The 17,963-nt window shown below is 63.9% G+C and carries 17 protein-coding genes; 9 read left to right on the plus strand and 8 right to left on the minus strand.

Translation table 11 applies throughout. The features are described 5' to 3' along the window. The first annotated feature begins 16 nt into the window (after positions 1–16). From modB to BLS48_RS19000, 3 genes are all read left to right on the plus strand, one after another. A complete protein-coding gene (gene modB / locus BLS48_RS18990; RefSeq protein WP_091580480.1) occupies positions 17–721 on the plus strand; it encodes a molybdate ABC transporter permease subunit in 705 nt (234 codons plus the stop codon). Then, positions 718–1,830 carry a molybdenum ABC transporter ATP-binding protein gene (modC, locus tag BLS48_RS18995; RefSeq protein WP_091580482.1) on the plus strand — a complete coding sequence of 371 codons (1,113 nt, stop codon included), beginning with the start codon at positions 718–720 and terminating at the stop codon, positions 1,828–1,830. The genes modB and modC overlap by 4 nt, the downstream gene beginning before the upstream one ends. 81 nt (positions 1,831–1,911) lie before the next feature. Continuing rightward, positions 1,912–2,253, plus strand: coding sequence for a winged helix-turn-helix domain-containing protein (locus BLS48_RS19000; RefSeq protein WP_091580484.1), 342 nt, complete (start codon positions 1,912–1,914; stop codon positions 2,251–2,253). Positions 2,254–2,306: 53 nt separating this feature from the next. On the opposite strand, the gene BLS48_RS19005 is transcribed toward BLS48_RS19000, so the two are convergent. From BLS48_RS19005 to cobF, 8 genes are all read right to left on the minus strand, one after another. Then, on the minus strand, positions 2,307–3,260 hold the full coding sequence (locus BLS48_RS19005; RefSeq protein WP_091580486.1) for a D-ribose ABC transporter substrate-binding protein: 954 nt from the start codon (positions 3,258–3,260) through the stop codon (positions 2,307–2,309). A gap of 32 nt (positions 3,261–3,292) precedes the next feature. Then, positions 3,293–4,450: an ABC transporter permease gene (locus BLS48_RS19010; protein WP_167365145.1), complete on the minus strand. Its 1,158-nt coding sequence runs from the start codon at positions 4,448–4,450 to the stop codon at positions 3,293–3,295. After that, positions 4,413–5,993 carry a sugar ABC transporter ATP-binding protein gene (locus BLS48_RS19015; protein ID WP_091580491.1) on the minus strand — a complete coding sequence of 527 codons (1,581 nt, stop codon included), beginning with the start codon at positions 5,991–5,993 and terminating at the stop codon, positions 4,413–4,415. The genes BLS48_RS19010 and BLS48_RS19015 overlap by 38 nt, the downstream gene beginning before the upstream one ends. After that, entirely contained in the window at positions 5,990–6,649 is a 660-nt protein-coding gene (locus tag BLS48_RS19020) for a DUF2291 family protein (protein ID WP_091580494.1), read from the minus strand. Before BLS48_RS19020 ends, BLS48_RS19015 begins: the two co-directional genes overlap by 4 nt. A gap of 322 nt (positions 6,650–6,971) precedes the next feature. Beyond that, positions 6,972–8,732, minus strand: a complete 1,761-nt coding sequence (locus tag BLS48_RS19025; RefSeq protein ID WP_091580497.1) for a glycerol-3-phosphate dehydrogenase/oxidase — start codon at positions 8,730–8,732, stop codon at positions 6,972–6,974. Further along, positions 8,729–9,505: a DeoR/GlpR family DNA-binding transcription regulator gene (locus tag BLS48_RS19030; protein ID WP_091580500.1), complete on the minus strand. Its 777-nt coding sequence runs from the start codon at positions 9,503–9,505 to the stop codon at positions 8,729–8,731. Before BLS48_RS19030 ends, BLS48_RS19025 begins: the two co-directional genes overlap by 4 nt. Beyond that, positions 9,502–11,037 carry an FGGY-family carbohydrate kinase gene (locus tag BLS48_RS19035; RefSeq protein ID WP_091580502.1) on the minus strand — a complete coding sequence of 512 codons (1,536 nt, stop codon included), beginning with the start codon at positions 11,035–11,037 and terminating at the stop codon, positions 9,502–9,504. Before BLS48_RS19035 ends, BLS48_RS19030 begins: the two co-directional genes overlap by 4 nt. 385 nt (positions 11,038–11,422) lie before the next feature. Continuing rightward, a complete protein-coding gene (gene cobF / locus BLS48_RS19040) occupies positions 11,423–12,199 on the minus strand; it encodes a precorrin-6A synthase (deacetylating) (RefSeq protein ID WP_091580505.1) in 777 nt (258 codons plus the stop codon). A 142-nt stretch (positions 12,200–12,341) separates the two neighbouring features. On the opposite strand from cobF, the gene BLS48_RS19045 reads away from it, so the two are divergent. From BLS48_RS19045 to BLS48_RS19070, 6 genes are all read left to right on the plus strand, one after another. Further along, entirely contained in the window at positions 12,342–13,355 is a 1,014-nt protein-coding gene (locus BLS48_RS19045) for a DUF4424 domain-containing protein (protein WP_091580507.1), read from the plus strand. Continuing rightward, the gene (locus tag BLS48_RS19050) at positions 13,355–13,873 is read left to right on the plus strand and encodes a dihydrofolate reductase (protein ID WP_091580510.1); all 519 of its coding nucleotides are present in this window, start codon (positions 13,355–13,357) and stop codon (positions 13,871–13,873) included. Before BLS48_RS19045 ends, BLS48_RS19050 begins: the two co-directional genes overlap by 1 nt. 151 nt (positions 13,874–14,024) lie before the next feature. Further along, positions 14,025–15,137, plus strand: coding sequence for an FtsH protease activity modulator HflK (gene hflK / locus BLS48_RS19055; protein ID WP_091580513.1), 1,113 nt, complete (start codon positions 14,025–14,027; stop codon positions 15,135–15,137). After that, a complete protein-coding gene (hflC, locus tag BLS48_RS19060) occupies positions 15,137–16,090 on the plus strand; it encodes a protease modulator HflC (RefSeq protein ID WP_091580516.1) in 954 nt (317 codons plus the stop codon). Before hflK ends, hflC begins: the two co-directional genes overlap by 1 nt. Before the next feature lie 6 nt (positions 16,091–16,096). Then, positions 16,097–16,285 (plus strand): DUF2065 domain-containing protein, encoded by a 189-nt coding sequence (locus tag BLS48_RS19065; RefSeq protein ID WP_091580519.1) that lies wholly within the window; start codon positions 16,097–16,099, stop codon positions 16,283–16,285. Between the two features lie 151 nt (positions 16,286–16,436). Then, positions 16,437–17,954, plus strand: a complete 1,518-nt coding sequence (locus BLS48_RS19070; protein WP_091580521.1) for a DegQ family serine endoprotease — start codon at positions 16,437–16,439, stop codon at positions 17,952–17,954. Positions 17,955–17,963 lie beyond the last annotated feature (9 nt).

Genomic DNA, 17,963 nt, shown 5'->3' on the forward strand with positions numbered 1-17,963 from the left:
GGCCTGATTTCGCAATATGAACTGGCTGCTGGACCTCACTCCCGACGAATGGAATGCGGTCCGGCTGTCCATCAAGGTGGCAACGGTGGCGATGCTCGCCAGCCTGCCGCCAGGCATAATGATTGCGCTGCTGCTTGCCCGGGCAAAATTCTGGGGCAAGACGCTGCTCAATGGGCTGGTGCATCTGCCGCTGATTCTGCCGCCGGTGGTGACCGGTTATCTCTTGCTGCTCACCTTCGGCAAACGTGGCCCGGCCGGCGCCTTCCTGGCCGAGCATTTCGGCATCGTCTTCTCGTTTCGCTGGACAGGTGCCGCTCTCGCTTGCGGCGTCATGGGTTTTCCCCTGATGGTGCGGGCGATCCGGCTGTCGATCGAGGCGGTGGACCGCAGGATGGAGGCTGCGGCCGGAACGCTCGGCGCCAACCCGCTGTGGGTATTCGCCACCATCACGCTGCCGCTGATCCTGCCTGGCCTGATCGCCGGCGCCATCCTGTCCTTCGCCAAGGCGATGGGCGAGTTCGGGGCGACGATCACCTTCGTTTCCAACATCCCCAACGAGACGCAGACTTTGCCGTCGGCGATCTACACCTTCACGCAGGTGCCGGGCGGTGATGAAGGCGCGCTGCGGCTGACGCTGGTCTCCATTGTCATCTCGATGGCCGCACTGGTCGCCTCGGAAGTGCTGGCGCGGCGTGTCGGCCGGCGAATGGACATAGAATGACGGTCCTCGTCGACATCAGCCATCGCCTCGGCGACTTCAGCCTCGACGTTCGCTTCGAGAGCGCAGGGCGCCTGACAGCGCTGTTCGGGCCCTCGGGATCGGGCAAGACGACGCTGATCAACATGATCGCCGGGCTGATCCGGCCCGGCAAGGGCCGCATCGAGGCCGATGGCCGCGTGCTGGTCGACACCGGCGCGGGCATTTTCGTGCCGAAGCACAAGCGCCGCATCGGCATGGTGTTCCAGGATGCGCGCCTGTTTCCGCATATGAGCGTGGCCGGCAATCTGCGTTACGGTCGCTGGTTCACGCCGGCGGCGGAGCGCTACGCGGACATGGACGCCGTGGTCGAACTGCTCGGCATCGGCCCGCTGCTGGACAGGCGACCGGCAAAGCTGTCGGGCGGCGAGAGACAGCGCGTGGCCATCGGCCGGGCGCTGCTTGCCAGTCCTCGGCTTCTGCTGATGGACGAGCCACTGGCCTCGCTGGACGAGGCGCGCAAGGCCGAGATCCTGCCCTATATCGAGCGGCTGCGCGACGAGACAAAGATCCCGATCGTGTATGTGAGCCATTCGGTCGCCGAGGTGGCGCGGCTGGCGAGCGACGTGGTGATGCTGGCGCAAGGCAATGTCATCGCCAGCGGACCGACCGAGGCGGTGATGCAAAGGCTCGACCTGTTGCCGGCGGAGGAGCGCGGCGAGGGCGGCGCCGTGCTGGACACCAGGGTGCTGCGTCACGACGAGACTTTCGGCATGACCGTGCTCGGCTCGGCCGCCGGTGAGATCCGGGTGCCGCGGCTGGGGGCGCCGGCGGGAGCGCCGGTCCGCATCCGCATCCGCGCCCGCGACGTGATGATCGCCACCGAACAACCGGCGGGCCTCAGCGCGCTCAACATCCTGCCCGGCACCATTGTTGCGATCAGCCCAGGCGAGGGGCCGGCGGTCGACGTTAGCATCGACTGCCACGGTGCAATCGTGCTCGCCCGCATCACCGAACAATCGCAGCATGCGCTGAAGCTGCGACTCGGGGGGCATGTCTTCGCCGTGATCAAGACGGTGAGCTTCGACCGGGCGAATACCGGCGCCGGCCTGCCCGCCGAGGCGGATGGATGATCATCGCTATGTTTTTTTGGAATAGCGGTATTGCCGAGGAGCTTCTAGTATGGGGTCGGGCGTGACCGCGGAGGAGCAAGAATGCCGTCGCTGAGCTTGCGGATAAATCTCGATCCCGACGGGCGCATCGGACCGGGCAAGATCGAGCTGCTGGAGCAGATCGCGGCCTTCGGCTCGATCTCGGCCGCGGCGCGCGGCATGGAGATGTCCTACAAGCACGCCTGGGACCTGGTCGAGGACATGAACCGGGTGTTCGGCAAGCCGCTGGTCGCGGCGCGGACCGGCGGCCGCAAGGGCGGCGGCGCGCAACTAACGGCGGTCGGACTGGCGGTGGTCAGCCGTTTCAGGGCCATCGAGCGCGCGGCGGCCTCGGCAGCGGCGACGCATATGGAGGCTCTGCAGGCGGAAATCGATGCGGGCTGAGTTACCCAGCGGGAATAGGTGAGGGACGACCCGAAGGTCGCCCCTCATCAGCATCACTCCGAAAGGGTGAACGGAGCGGTGTATTTGTCGACATTGTCCTTGGTGATGAGCAGGCAGTCGAACAGCTGCTTTTCGGTCGCGGCACCGGTCTTGCCGGTCTTGATGAAGGAATCGGCCTGCTGCACGGCCTTGGCCGAGTAGACGGCTACCGGCTGCAGCACGGTGTATTGCAGGTCGCCGGCCTTGATGGCGGCGACAGCGTCCGGAGAGCCGTCGAAGCCGCCGACCTTGATGCTCGCCAGTTTTCCGGCTTCTTTCAGCGCCGCGATCGCGCCGAGCGCCATTTCGTCATTGCCGCTGGTCACGCCGATGATGTCGGGATGGGCTTGCAGCAGGCTCTGCATCTTGTCGTGGCCCTGGGTGCGGTCCCAGTTGGCGACTTCCGAGCCGACCTTCTTGAGGTCTGGATACTGGCTGATGACGGTCTCGTAGCCGTTTGACCGTGTCGCGGCGTTGTTGTCGGACGGAGCGCCCAACAGTTCAACATAGTTGCCCTTCTCGCCGATGGCCGTCACCCATTGCTGGCCACCGAGTGCGGCGCCCTGGGCGTTGTTCGAGACAAGCTGCGCCTTGGCGAGGCCCTCCTGGTTGATCTCGGCGTTGACGAGGAAGACTGGGATGTTGGCGGCGATCGCCTTCTTCACCGCGCCGATCGAGCCACTGGCATCGGCCGGATCAAGGATAATGGCCACGGATTTGTTGGTGATCGCCGTATCGATCAGCTTGCTCTCGGTGTTGGTGTCGGCCTTCGAGGCGCCGACGGTCGCGGTGTAGCCGAGCTTCTCGGCTTCGGCCTTGGCGACATTGCCTTCGGTCAGCCAGTAGGGATTGGCCGGATCGATGACGATGATCGAGATAAGGCCTTCGGCCGACGCCGCGGTTGCCGCGACGATCGGTGCGGCCAGGGCGAAGGCCGAGAGCATCAGAATTCTGGCACTGCGATACATAGAGTTCCTCCTTTGTTTAGCAATTGCGCCGGTCAACCGGCAGTCTTCTCGAGAGCGGGATCGGCCGTTGTGGCCTTGTCCTTTTGTGGAGAAGTCGGGGAGCCGCCGGCCGGGCTCGGAAGCTTGACGCGGCGGCGATACTGGATGGCGTTGAGCAGCACCGCCAACACGATGACCGCGCCGGTGAACACTGTTTGCCAATAGGCAGAGACGCCGATGATCACCAGACCATCGGACAGGAAGCCGATAACGAAAGCTCCGACCAGCGTGCCGCGGATATTGCCCCGGCCACCGGTCAGGGCGGCGCCGCCGATGACGACGGCGGCAATGGCGGTAAGCTCGTATGAGGTGCCGGCGGTCGGACCCGCCGAGGTCAGCTCGGAGGATAGGATGAGGCCGGCCACCGCGGCACAGATGCCGGAGAGCATGTAGACAGAGACCTGCACCTGCTTCACCGGCACACCGGAGAGTTCGGCAGCGCGCTCGTTGCCGCCGGAGGCGTAGAGCCAGCGGCCGAAGGCGGTGCGGTTGAGGATGATGCTGCCGATGATGGCGATGACGGCCATAACCAATACGCCGATCGGGATGTCGAGCAGGCGGTTGAAGCCCAGCCATTCAAAGCCGGTATTGCCGAGCTCCGGCTTGCCGCCGAGATCGTTGTAGGTCAGGCCGTTGGTCATCAGCAGTGCGGCGCCGCGCACGACGTAGAGCATGCCGAGCGTGGCGACGAAGGCAGGCACCTTCAGCCAGGCGATGAGCACGCCGTTGACCAGGCCGACCAGCGCGCCGAGCACGCAGACCAGCACCGCGACGACCCACACTGGCGGGTAGAGGATGACGCCGAACGTGGTCAACTGCACGCCCTGCATCAAGAAACCGGCGATCACGCCGGAGAAGCCGAGCGTCGAGCCGACCGACAGGTCGATGCCGCCATTGAGGATGACCAACAGCATGCCGACCGCCAGGATGCCGAAGATGGCGACATGCGAGGCCATGGTCAGGAAATTGCCGACCGAGAAGTAATAGGGAGACAGAAGCGAGAAGACGATGATGATCACGATCAGCGCGAAGAACGCGCGGCCCTCCAGCAAAAGCTTGGCCAGGCTGAAGCCATCGGCCGAAACCCTCGGACGGGAGCGGCTGCGATCGGGGCTAGCGTCGGTCACTTTGGTGGCTCCTGTGTTCCTCATGGTCGGAGACCACGGCCTCGCCGGAAGCGGCCATGATCTCCTCCTTCGTGGCATCGGCACCGAACTCGGCCGAAATCCTGCCGCGATGCATGACGATGATGCGGTGCGCGATGCTCAGGCACTCGGCGACTTCCGAGGTCGAGAAGACGACGGCGAGCCCACGTGCCGCCCGTTCGCTGAGCAGGCGGAACACCTCCGCCTTGGCGCCGATGTCGATGCCGCGGCTCGGCTCGTCGAGCAGCATGACCTTGGGATTGGTGATCAGCATCTTTCCGATGACGACCTTCTGCTGGTTGCCGCCGGACAGCGATCCGATGGGGGCGCTGCCGCCCGCCGTCTTGACGTGCACGTCGCGGATCGAGGCCTCGACCAGCGTCCGCTCCTGCGATCGCGACAACAGCATTCCCCTGACGAAGGAGCCGATGCTGGCGAGCGACAGGTTGGCGCCCACCGACATCGTCTGAACCAGGCCGTCGCGCTGGCGGTCCTCGGGCACCAGGACGAGCCCTCTGGCGATGCGCTCGGCGATGCTGAGGCGAGAAATGTCATTGCCGCCGAGCAAAATGCGTCCGCCCGACGGCTGCAGGCGCCCTGCGATGCATTCCAGCAATTCGGTGCGCCCGGCGCCCATCAGCCCGTAGATGCAGACGATCTCGCCGCTACGCACATCGAGCGAAAGCCTGTCGACGACTGACCGTTCCGAACTCGAGGCATCGGCGACGCTGACGTCCTCGATCGACAAGGCGACCTCGCCGAAGGCGTGTCCGGTGGGCGGCGAACCGAGGTCGAAGTTCTCGCCGACCATGTTGCGGACGATCCATTCGAGGTTGATGTGCCTGGCGCTGGCCGTCGCGGTGATCGCTCCGTCCCTGAGCACCACGGCATAATCGGTGATCTGCAGCGCCTCCTCGAGGTGGTGCGAGATGTAGACGATCGAGACGCCGCGGGCCGTCAGGTCGCGGATCACCCTGAACAGCACCTCCACCTCGGTCGCGCTCAGAGCCGAAGTCGGCTCATCCATGATCAGGATGCGTGAATCCACCGAGAGCGCGCGGGCGATCTCGACGATCTGCTGCTGCCCCAGGCGCAGGTCCTGGACCAGCGTCAGCGGATGGATGTCTTCCTCGAGATCGGCCATCAGCAGCCGCGTCTGGCGGGCCTCCTCGGCGAAATCGACGCCGGTCGCGCCGCGTAGTTCCCGGCCCATGAAGATGTTGTCGCGCACGCTCAGATTGGGGGCGAGGCTGAGCTCCTGATGGATGATCGAGATGCCGCGGTCGCGGGCGTCGGACGCGGAGGAGAAGCTGACGGCCTGGCCGTCGAGCTCGATGCTTCCCGATGTCGGCGTGGTCACGCCGGACAGAATCTTCATCAATGTCGACTTGCCGGCGCCGTTCTCGCCGAACAGCGTGGTGACCTTGCCGCGATGGATGTCGAAATTGACGCCCTTGAGGGCATGCGTGCCGCCATAGGTCTTTACGATGTGGCGGGCCGCGAGCACGGTGTCGTTGGCTGCCGGCTCGAATTCAGGCGCCGCATTCATTGGACGCTCAGCTTCACCGGCGTGACCAGCCAGCCTTTGGGATTGATCAGCTTGAAGACGCCGACCACCGAGATGGTCTTTCCGGTAAGCTGGGTGTTGTCGACGGCCGACAGCACCTGCTTCTTCATCTCGTTGTTCAGGGCGGATCCAGCGTTCTGGTATTCGATCTGGTTGGTGAACTGACCGAACGTGATCGCGCCGGTGGCGTCGCGCAGTTCGGTGCCGTTGATTGCCGGGCCGGTCTGAACGCGAACGACCAGCGCATCGGGGACGTCAGCGACCTTGATGGTGTAGATGCCGGACTTTCCCTCGCCGACGATGCCGGTGAACTTGACCGAGAATTCGGTGCCGACATTGGCCGGCACGCCATATTGTTTCTCCGCGGCCGCCTTGTCCTTGGCGATCGCCGCCGCCAGCGTCGGGGCATCGACGGCGCGCTGTTCCACGGCGGACTGCACGTTCGGAAATTCAGCCTTGCCGAACGCTTCCGGGGAAAACGCCGCCTTGCGGGTGTCCTCCGCCGAGCCGATGGTGACGACCTTGGTGTCGAGGATCATCGCGCCGAGCAGGACCAGGATCGCGACCGCGACGACCATCCAGCGGATGCCTGGTGATCCTCGCCGGTTCATCGTGGTGGTTGCTGGCTGCGAACTCATGCTGTGACGACCTGTGTAGTGGCAGCGATCAGGGGTGGCATTTCGTTTTGCCGCGCGAAGCGCCGCATAAGCGGCTGTGCGGGCGGTCCGCTTGCATCGACCCCTCCCGCAGCGTGCTCCTCCAGCGCAATCGACCATACATCGATGTGAAATTACCGTCAATGACTGTGATACTTCGCTGAGAATGTAACATTCATGTGACCGTATGGCCGATATAAATTGAGCGACGCAATTGATTTTGTTTGTTTTTTTTAAAATCTCCAATATCTCACAGACGTTGTGATACGCTTGCTTTCAAGACGGCAAGGAGGCCGTTCCGTGCTCAAGCCTGTTTGGCGCGATCGATCGCGGTTCGCGGGTGGCGTTCCGATTGCAGCCCCATCAAATTGGTGCCGTTGAGCTGCGTGACAACCGCATCGATCTCCTCGCCGGTCCTTTGCGGGTTCCAGCCGAGCGCCCGGCCTGCAACCATGGCGATCTGCTGCAAGTCGCTTGTCGTCAGTTCGCCGCTAATGGCCAGGGTCGTGCGCCGCATGACGATATCGGCCAAATGCTCGACGAATTCGTTGCGGACGATGTAGTCGATCTCCGACAGGCTGTAGTCATGCGAGTCCGGCAAGCGATCCTCGTTGCTCGACGGGCTCTGATGGCTGGCTATCCGCGATGCGCTGGTGCCATAGCGCGACAAGAGTTGGTCGAGGCGGGCCTCATCCATTCCTGACGCCGATGCGGCTTTGGCCAGCCAGCTTGACCGTGACTTCGTGTCGGCCGGAAAGTCCTTGCCGCCGCCGATCGGCATCGAACGCGTCGTCACCTTGCGGCCGCGACCGAGACGATCGAGCACGGTGTCGGCGACTTCCTCGGCGAAACCGCGAAACGTTGTCCATTTGCCGCCGATCAGCGAGATGATCGGGAAGGGGCGCGATGGCTCCGGCTCCGACACCGGCGCCGAATGGTCGCGGCTGATCAGGCCGGGGATAGCGGCGTCGGATGCGGGCAGGGGCCTGATGCCGCTATAGGCGTAGACGATCTGGTCGCGTTCGAAGCTCATGCCCGGCAACAGCGTGCGCACGCTTTCCAGCAGATAGTCGATTTCCCCCGGCTCGCAGCGAACCGTATCGGGGTTGTCGGCCGCAAGATCCGTCGAGCCGACGAGCACCTTGCCGAGATAGTCGTAGACGAGGCAGATGCGGCCGTCATCGGCTTCGAAATAGAGCATGCGCCCGGCCAGGCTTTGCACCAGCGCGTCGTGCTTCAGGAGGATGTGCGAGCCCTTGGTGCCGCCGATCATCTTGGACGGGGCGCCGAGCGCGGCGTTGACATGATCGATCCATGGGCCGGCGGCGTTGACGACCAGCTTCGGCCGCAGCGAGAACTCGCGGCCACCGTTCTCCCGCCTGAAGGCCAGCACTCCGTCCGAGGCAGAGACCAGCGCGGTGTAGTTGGCCGCGCTGGAACTGGTGTTGGCCGCGAGGCCATCTGCGATCAGTTCGAGCACCAGCCGCTCGGGATGGCTGATCTTGGCGTCGTAGTAGGTGCCGGTGGCGACGATCGACCCGGTCAGCGCCGGCATGTCGCGCAGTGCCTGGCGTCGCCCGACGAGGCGGTGGCGCGGCATCACCCGGTGCCGCGAGCCGTAGAAATCGTAGATCATCAGGCCGATCTTGATGAGGATGGCGCCTCGGCTGCGCGGCGCGCTGGTCGAGCCCAGGAGCGTGCGCAGCGCGGCCCACATGCCCTTGCCCCAGGAGAAGATCGGGATGACCGTCGGCAGCGGGCTGACATAATGCGGTGCGTTCTTCAGGAGCAGGTTGCGCTCCAGCGTCGACTGCGCCACCAGCCCGAACTCACCGGTCTCCAGATACTTCAGCCCGCCATGGATCAGGCGCGAGGGGGCCGCACTCGTGCCGGAGCCGAAATCCGCTTGGTCGACGATGCAGCAGCTGACGCCTTGCGCGCTGAGATCGCGAAACAGACCAGCTCCATTGATGCCGGCGCCGAGGATGACGACATCGACATCGCCGTCCCGGGGGACACCGGCGCCCGGCTCGGAACCGTGATGGCTTTCGGCGGTTGGCGTCATGGCCTCGCCGTCTTTACGACGCGCAACTGTACCCCGGCCTGCTCAAGCTTTTGCGCATGCTTGTCGCTAATGCCGTCGGTGACCAGGACCGCCTCGAAACTGACCAGGTCGTCGAGCACGTGCAAGGCCACTTTGTCGAATTTGGAATGATCGACCAGAAGCACGCGCTTGATCGCCGCCGCCATCATCGCCTGCTTGACCCGCACCACATGCTGGTCCTGGATGAAGGCCGTGGTGCCGCTGATCGCGGATGCCGAGCAGATCAGCAGATTGGCGCGCAAACGCGAGATCGCGTTCTCGCAAACGATGCCGATATAGGCGTTGTAAGTGCGATGGTACTGGCCACCGAGGCAAATGAAGTCGATGTCGTCGACATTGGTCAGCAATGCCGCGGTCGACACGCTGTTGGTGATGACGGTCAGCGGCGTGACCTCGAGCAGCAGCGGCGCAACGGCATTCGCGGTGGTCGAATCGTCCAGGATCACCGCCTGGCCGGGCTCGACATAATCCATAGCGGCACGGGCCAGCGCGTCCTTCTCCGCTCGCCCGACCGTCACCCGGTAGCGGAAGGCACTTTCGTAGAGGCCGGATGGCTGCACTGTGACGGCGCCATGCAGCTTGCGCAGCACGCCTTGATGCGCCAGCTGGTCGATATGGCGGTGGATGGTCATTCGCGACACGCCGAAATGCTCGACCAGATCGTCGATGCGCACCTGGCCGAGTTTTATTACGTACTCGGCGATTTCTTCGCGCCGTTCATTGGCCTTGATCATGCCGCGCCCCCCATTTCTTGCCCTGCAAGGCTTTCGATTTCCGTCCATTTCGGCCTGAGTTGCTCGGCGACGCGGCCATAGATGGAATAGCGCTCGTCAAAGACGGCGCTACGCGCCGGGTCCGGCCGGTATTGGCGGCTCACGCTGCAGGTGGCGCGCGCGCCCTCTTGCGGCGATGCGAACAGGCCGACCGCCGCGCCAGCGCACAGAGCGGCGCCGTAGGCGGCCGCTTCGTCGGTCGAGGTGACGATGACCGGCACGTTGAGCACGTCGGCGAACATCTGCGCGAAGGCCGGATTGCGGGAGCCGCCGCCGGTCAGCCGCACCTCGCGAACGGCAAAGCCGTCGCGCAGGGCTTCGACATGGGTGCGGTGGTTGAAGGCAATGCCTTCCAGCACCGCCTTCAGCATATCGCCGCGGTCATGCCAGCCGCGCAAGCCGACGAAGCTGGCGCTCGCGGCATTGCCGTAGGGGGAACCGAACAGATAGGGGTGGAAGAGCAAGGTCGACGGCTTCTTCAGCGCGGTGTCGATCTCCGCCGCCAGCATCTCGTGGATCGAGCCACCGGTCTTCTTGGCTTCTTCCTGCTCGGCGCCGCAAAGCGTGTCGAGGAACCAGTCGTAATTCGCCGTCGAGGCCGGCGAGATCGACATGTTGTTCCAGCGGCCGAGGTCGATGGCGTTGCGGCAGAACCAGCGCGGGTCGGTACGCGGCTCGGTGGAGACCACTTCATTGATCGAGTAGGTGCCGGCGACGATGCTGACCACGCCATCCCGGTGGCCGCCGATGCCCAGCGCCGAAGCGGTGACGTCATGCAGGCCACAAGCGACCGGCGTACCTTCCGCAAGCCCGGTCAGTGCGGCTGCTTCTGCCGTGGTGTAGCCGACGATGTCGGCCGAATGCCCGACCAGAGGCAAGGCCGCGAACAACTCCTCCAGCCCGAAGATGCGCATCGCCTCCGGCGTGTAGGCTTGTGTGCGTACATCGGTGAATGAGGTGCTCGCCTCGGTCAAATCGGTGCCGATGGTGCCCGTCAGGCAAAAGCGCAGCCAGTCCTTGCAGCCGACTATATGGCCGATCTGGCTGAAGCGTTCCGGGGCATGCTTTTTCAACCAGGCGAGTATCGCCGATGGCGCCGAAGCATGCGGAACCTGTCCGGTTAGGGCGAGAGCCTCGGCAAAAACCGAATCCTTTGCCCATTCATCGACGATCTCGCCGGCGCGGCTGTCGAGCGACAATATGCCAGGGCCGAGCGGCCGGCGGTTCCTGTCGAGCAGATACAGCCCGTCACCATGCGCGGTCGCCGCCACTGCCTTGATGTCGCGGGCCGGCCTGTCGCTCAAAGCGATGGCTTCCCTGATTGCCTCGGCGGTCGCCTGCCAGAGGCCCAGCATGTCGCGTTCGACCCAGCGCGGATGCGGCATCGATTGGGGCACCCGGCGCCTGGCCACCGCCAGTTGCGAGCCGTCGGCATCGAAGATCACTGCCTTCGTCACCGTCAGGCCATTGTCGATCCCAAGCAGGCTGGACATGGAATTTACCCTCGCCGGGTAGCGTCCCATGAACTCATGGGCAATGAAGTGAAACGGCGGCCAAACGAAAACTGCGATGCGCGTACCAAGCCACGCAATCAACCATACAATGGTGTGATTTTAACGTCAATATGTGTGATATCTATCCGACCTTGCGCAACCAGGAAGGCGGCAATGGTCGCTAAAGTTAGTTAACTTACTGGTTTTGTTGTGGTCTTCAAGGTGTTTTTCTATCTCGTCGAATGTGTGATTCGTTCGCCATGAAGTCGTTCGTGCGCCGCCTGACGATTCAGAATTCAACCGTAGCCATACATCGCCCAGCCTGCTTGCCATCGCTCCTGGTCCTGGCAGCCGGTACAACGCGATTCGCACCGGTGTAGAGGCTCTAACTGTCCTGTGGCTCGCCGGGCTTGCGCAGCAGATAGGTGTCCATGATCCAGCCCTTGTTTCGACGGGCTTCCTCGCGGACCTTTGCGATCTCGGCGCCGACATCGCCCAGGCGGCCGGAGATGATGATCTCGTCAGGCGTGCCGAGATAGGCGCCCCAATGGATGACGACATCCTTGTCATCCAGCGTGTTGAAGGCGCATTTGCCATCCAGCATGACGACTGTACTGCCGGCATTTCCAGCCAAACCCTCCTCGGCAAGCCTGCGGCCGGTGGTGATCAGGATGGAATCGCCGATGCGGTTCAGCGCCATTTTGTGGCTGGCGGCAAGCGCCTGGACAGCGGTGATGCCGGGGATCACTTCAAGCTCGAAGGCGACATTGCCTCGCAGGCGCACGCGCTCGAGGATACGCAGCGCGCTGTCGTAAAGCGAAGGATCGCCCCAGATCAGGAAGGCGCCGCAGCCATCCTCCCCAATCTCGTCGCGGATCAGGCTCTCATAGATGGCGGCGATCGCGTCGTGCCAGTCGTCGACCGTCGAGCGGTAGGAGGGCGCCGGCTCGGTGCGCACCGGCACGTCGAATTCGACGCGGCGTGATTTCGGGTTGGTGACGAAGCGGTCGCAGATCTGGCGGCGCAGTTCGGCAAGATCGTTCTTCTTCGCGCCCTTGTCGGGGATGAACAGCACGTCGGCACGGTTCAGGCCTGATATGGCCTGCACGGTCATGTGGTCGGGATTGCCGGCGCCGATGCCGATGACGAGAAGCTTGCGCATGCGCGGACTCCTGCCCGATCGGAACGTCGGTGTCCAGACAAGCGCGGCATGTGGGCAAGCGTTGAGGCGCGTGTGGAAGGGCTTTGAAACGTCACATTGAAACCGCTAGGGTCATGCCGGTATTATAGCCGAGGGGGCTTCCATGTTCCGACACGTCCTGATTGCCGCGTTGACGCTGTGCGCCGCACCCGCGCTTGCCAATGATTCGATAGCGGAACTCGGCACCGGCGGCCTGATCCTGTCGCGCAGTGATGCCGTGGCGATGCAAAGCGAGGATCTCACCATTTCGCCGGACAAGGTGACGGTCGACTACGTCTTCCACAACAACACCGACAAGGATGTCGACGCGATCGTCGCCTTCCCGATGCCCGACATCTCGGGCGATCCCGAAGAGATGCCGGCGATCCCTGAAAACCAGAGCGACAATTTCCTCGGCTTCGAGGTGACGATCGACGGTGTCGCGGCCAAGCCGCAGCTCGAGCAGAAGGTGTTCGCGCTCGGCATCGACATCGGCGCCGATCTGAAGGCGCAGAATGTGCCGTTCAACCCGTTCGGCGACGCGGCCAAGGCGGCACTGGCGAAGCTGCCGCAGGCGGTGGCAGACGACTGGGTCAACCGCGGCATCATCATCGAGGACACCGCCGATGACGGCAGCGGCATGAAATCCACCTATGTGCCGTTTTGGCAATTGCGCTCGACCTATTGGTGGCGCTCGACCTTTCCTGCCAACAAGGACGTTCACGTCTCCCACCGCTACAAGCCCAGTGTCGGCGGCACTTCATCGGTCAGCTTCTTCTATGACGGCCAGTTCCAGGGCCAGTATGCCGCCTACAAGACCCGCTACTGCATGGACGGCACGTTCGAGAATGCGGTGCGCAAGGCGGCGAAGGACAATCCCGACGGCTATCCCAAATATTATGAAAGCCGGATCGCCTATATCCTGACCACCGGTGGCAACTGGGCGGCGGGCAGCATCGGCAAGTTCAGGCTGACCGTCGACAAGGGCAATCCGAAGGCCCTGGTCTCGTTCTGCGGCGACAATGTCAAGAAGGTCGGGCCGACGACCTTCGAGATGACCGCGGACGATTTCTATCCCGAGCACGACATCGACATCCTGATCCTCGATCCGTCGGACAATGGCGGGGACGCGAACTGATGCATGTCGCGATCTATGTCGCCATCGCCGAGAACGGCGTCATAGGGCGGGACGGCGGGCTGCCCTGGCGCTTGTCCACCGACCTCAAGCGGTTCAAGGCCGACACCATGGGCAAGCCCATCATCATGGGCCGCAAGACCTATGAAGGCATTGGCCGGCCGCTGCCGGGCAGGCTGAACATCGTCGTCACCCGCGACAAGGGCTGGCGTGCCGAGGGTATCGAGGTCGCTCATACGCTCGAAGCCGCGATCCAGCTCGCGACGGTGCGCGGACGCTGCATGGTTGGCGTGGACGAGGTCTGTGTCGTCGGCGGCGGCGAGATTTACGCCCAGGCGCTGCCGCTGGCCGACCGGCTGCATGTCACCCACGTGCTGGCCACGGTCGACGGCGATGCGCATTTCCCGCCGATCGATCCGAATTCCTGGCGCGTCGTCAGTTCACAGGAGGTTCCGGCCGGGGAGAAGGACAGCCACGCCACGCGCTATTCGGTTTACGAGCGACGCCGCGACGTGCATTGAAGGAAGACAAAGGGTCGCGACCGGACCAAATCGGACGAAGTCGGTAACGCATCGCGTTGAAAGCGCCTCGTGGCGTCCCTATAGAAGAACAACACTGGATTTTTGCGCCGTAATACCGGCGCTTGAGGGAATTCCAAGCGAAAGGACATTCATGCCCTGGAACGACAAAAGCGGCGGCGGCGGCCCATGGGGCGGCGGCGGCAACAATCAGGGACCCTGGGGGCAGGGACCAAAGGGACCGAGCGGTCCGCAGGGCTCGCCTCCCGATCTCGAAGATATCATCCGTCGCGGCCAGGATCGGCTGCGGCGCGCTCTGCCGGGCGGTGGCGGCGCCAGCCCGGCCGTGTTCGGGTTGATCGCGGCAGCCCTTGTCGTGCTGTGGGCGTTCCAGGCGGTTTATACCGTGCAACCAGACGAAGTCGCGGTTGAACTGCGCTTCGGCAAGCCGAAGCCGGAGCTGTCGCAGCCCGGCCTGCATTTCCATTGGTGGCCGCTTGAGACCGTTGAGACGGCCAAGATTTCCGAGCAGCTCGTCGACATTGGCGGTGGCAACACCAGCGGCAACGGCCTGATGCTTTCGGGCGACCAGAACATCGTCAACGTCCAGTTCTCGGTGGCCTATCAGGTCTCCGACCCCAGGGCCTATCTGTTCGACGTGTCCGATCCCGACGGTATGCTGCGGCAGGTTGCCGAAAGCGCCATGCGCGAAGCCGTCGGCCGCCGGCCGGCGCAGGACATCTTCCGCGATGACCGCCAGGGCATCGCGGCTTCGGTTCGCGAAATCATCCAGACGACGCTGGACGGCTACAAGGCCGGCCTCAACGTCAACGCCGTCTCGATCGAGGACGCGGCACCGCCGCGCGAAGTGGCCGACGCGTTCGACGAGGTGCAGCGCGCCGAGCAGGACGAGGACAAGTTCGTCGAGCAGGCCAACCAGTATTCCAACCAGAAGCTCGGCCAGGCACGCGGCGAGGCCGCACAGGTCCGCGAGGACGCGGCCGCCTACAAGAACCGGGTCGTGCAGGAAGCCGAAGGTGAGGCCCAGCGCTTCATCTCCGTCTATGACGAATATGCCAAGGCGCCTGATGTGACTCGTAAGCGCCTCTATCTGGAAACCATGGAGAAAGTTCTGAAGGACTCGAGCAAGGTCATCGTCGAACAGGGCAACGGACAAGGTGTCGTTCCCTATCTGCCGCTGCCGGCATTGCAGGCGAAACCGCCGGCACCGGCCGCGCCTGCCGCGAACACGGGAGGTACCCAGTGATGGCCAACCGTCTTCCCATCTTCGTCGTCGTCGCGGCGGTCATCCTGTTCCTGATCTATTCCTCGGTCTTCGTGGTCAATGCCCGCCAGCAGGCGTTGGTGTTGAGGTTCGGCGAGATCGTCGACGTCAAGAGCGAGCCCGGCATCTATTTCAAGGCGCCGTTCTCGTTCTTCGACGCCGACACGGTGCAACTGATCGAGAACAGGGTGCTGCGCTTCGACCTCGACAACATCCGCGTCCAGGTGTCGGGCGGCAAGTTCTATGAGGTAGACGCCTTCATCGCCTATCGCATCTCCGATCCGCGCGTCTTCCGCGCCGCCGTGTCCGGTCAGATCGAACTGGCCGAAGCGCGGCTGAGGACACGTCTCGACGCTGCCTTGCGCCGCGTCTACGGTCTGCGCGACTTCGAGGCCGCACTCTCGGAACAGCGTGCCGTGATGATGCGTGAGGTGCGCGATCAACTGCGGCCCGACGCCACCTCGCTCGGCCTGCAGATCGAGGATGTCCGCATCCGCCGCACCGACCTGACGGCCGAGGTTTCGCAGCAGACCTACGACCGCATGAAGGCGGAACGCTTGGCCGAAGCCGCTCGGCTGCGGGCACGCGGCAACGAAGCGGCACAACGCATCACGGCACGCGCCGATCGTGAAGTGGTCGAGATCGTTGCCGAAGCGCAGAAGGAATCCGAAATCCTGCGCGGCGAGGGCGAAGCCCAGCGCAGCGCCACCTTCGCCGACGCTTACAAACGCGACCCGTCCTTCTTCGACTTCTACCGGTCGATGAATGCCTATGGCACGGCGCTGGACAACACCGGGACGACAATGGTGCTGTCGCCGAATTCGGAGTTCTTCCGTTTCTTCCGCGATCCCGACGGCAAGGAGGGGCCGGCAAAGCCGGCTTCGCCGCCGACGGCACCTGCCGCGCCGGCGGCACAGCCCAGCACCGGCCAGTAACGGCCGGTGCAGGATTTTTTCGCCGCCATGGGCCTCGTCCTCGTGATAGAAGGTCTGGTCTATGGCGGCTTTCCCGGCCTTGCCAGGAAGTTGGCCACCGAAGTGCTGTCGATGCCCGAGAGCGCGTTGCGGATCGCCGGGCTGGCGGCGATCGCCATCGGGGTCGGCATCGTCTGGCTGGTGCGAGGCGGATGAAGGCGGCCGGCTTCGATCCCCGGGATAACGGATGATTTATCCTCGACCGATGGTCATAGCCGCAAACGTGCCGTATTTTTTGCCAACATGGCGCGACGCGACGTTTTCGTCGAAGCGCGTTTCTCTTTCAGAAATACCGGGAGGCTTCTCGATGACATCCAATACCCTTTTGCGCGCGGCTCGGCGGACGTTCATCGCCGGCGCCGCGGCGCTTCTTGTCGGCGCCGTCGCTGTCCCGTCCTTCGTGACGCCGACAATTGCTGCTGACGGGCCTGCTTCGGTCGCCGATCTGGCGGAAGGCCTGCTCGGCGCGGTGGTCAACATCTCGACCTCGCAGACGGTCAAGGGCACGGAAGGTCCGGGCGCGGTGCCGATGCCGCAGTTGCCAGAAGGCTCGCCCTTCCAGGATTTCTTCGACGATTTCTTCAAGAACCGTGGTGGCGACAAGGACAATGGCGCGCAGAAAGTGCAGTCGCTGGGATCCGGCTTCGTCATCGACGCCGAGCAAGGTATCGTCGTCACCAACAACCACGTCATCGCCGACGCCGACGACATCGAGGTCAATTTCTCCGATGGCGTCACATTGAAGGCGACGCTTGTCGGCACCGACACCAAGACCGACGTTGCCGTGCTCAAGGTCGATCCGAAGGGTCACAAGCTGACGGCGGTGAAGTTCGGCGATTCCACCAAGATGCGTGTCGGCGACTGGGTGATGGCGATCGGCAATCCATTCGGCCTCGGCGGCACGGTGACGGTCGGCATCGTCTCGGCTCGCAACCGCGACATCAATTCCGGCCCCTACGACGATTTCATCCAGACCGATGCCGCGATCAACCGCGGCAATTCCGGTGGTCCGCTGTTCAACAGCTCAGGCGAGGTCATCGGCATCAACACCGCGATCATTTCACCGTCCGGCGGCTCGATCGGCATCGGCTTCTCCATTCCCTCGCAGCTCGCCTCGGGCGTCGTCGACCAGTTGCGCCAGTTCGGCGAGACGCGGCGCGGCTGGCTCGGCGTGCGCATCCAGCCAGTGACGGACGACATCGCCGAGAGCCTCGGCATGGCGACCGCCAAGGGCGCGCTGGTCGCCGGCGTCATCAAGGGCGGTCCTGTCGACAATGGCACCATCCAGGCGGGCGACGTCATCCTCAAGTTCGACGGCAAGGATATCCACGAAATGCGCGACCTGCCGCGTGTCGTCGCCGAAAGCCCGGTCGGCAAGGCGGTCGATGTGCTGATCGTGCGCAAGGGCGTCGAACAGACGGTGAAGGTGACGCTCGGCCGGCTCGAGGATGGCGAGAAGCTCGCCAGCGGCGAAGAGGGTGGCAACACGGACCAGGACAAGGGTGACAAGGCTCCGGCCGTTTCGACCGCTTCGGTGCTCGGCATGACCGTCGGCGAACTCAACGACGAGACACGCAAGAAGTTCAGCATCGCCGCCGATGTTTCCGGCGTCGTCATCACCGACGTCACCAAGGACTCGGCCGCCGCCGAACGCGGCATTCAGCCCGGCGAGGTGATCACGGAGATCGCGCAGGAATCGGTCGCCACGCCAAAGGACGTCATGGACCGGATCGGCGCTCTGAAAGAGCAGGGGCGCAAGAACGCGCTTTTGATGCTGGCGTCGAAGACCGGCGAGTTGAGGTTCGTTACGATCCGGATGGACTGAAGTCATCCC

It is taken from the genome of Mesorhizobium qingshengii (assembly GCF_900103325.1).
Classification (GTDB): Bacteria; Pseudomonadota; Alphaproteobacteria; order Rhizobiales; family Rhizobiaceae; genus Mesorhizobium; species Mesorhizobium qingshengii.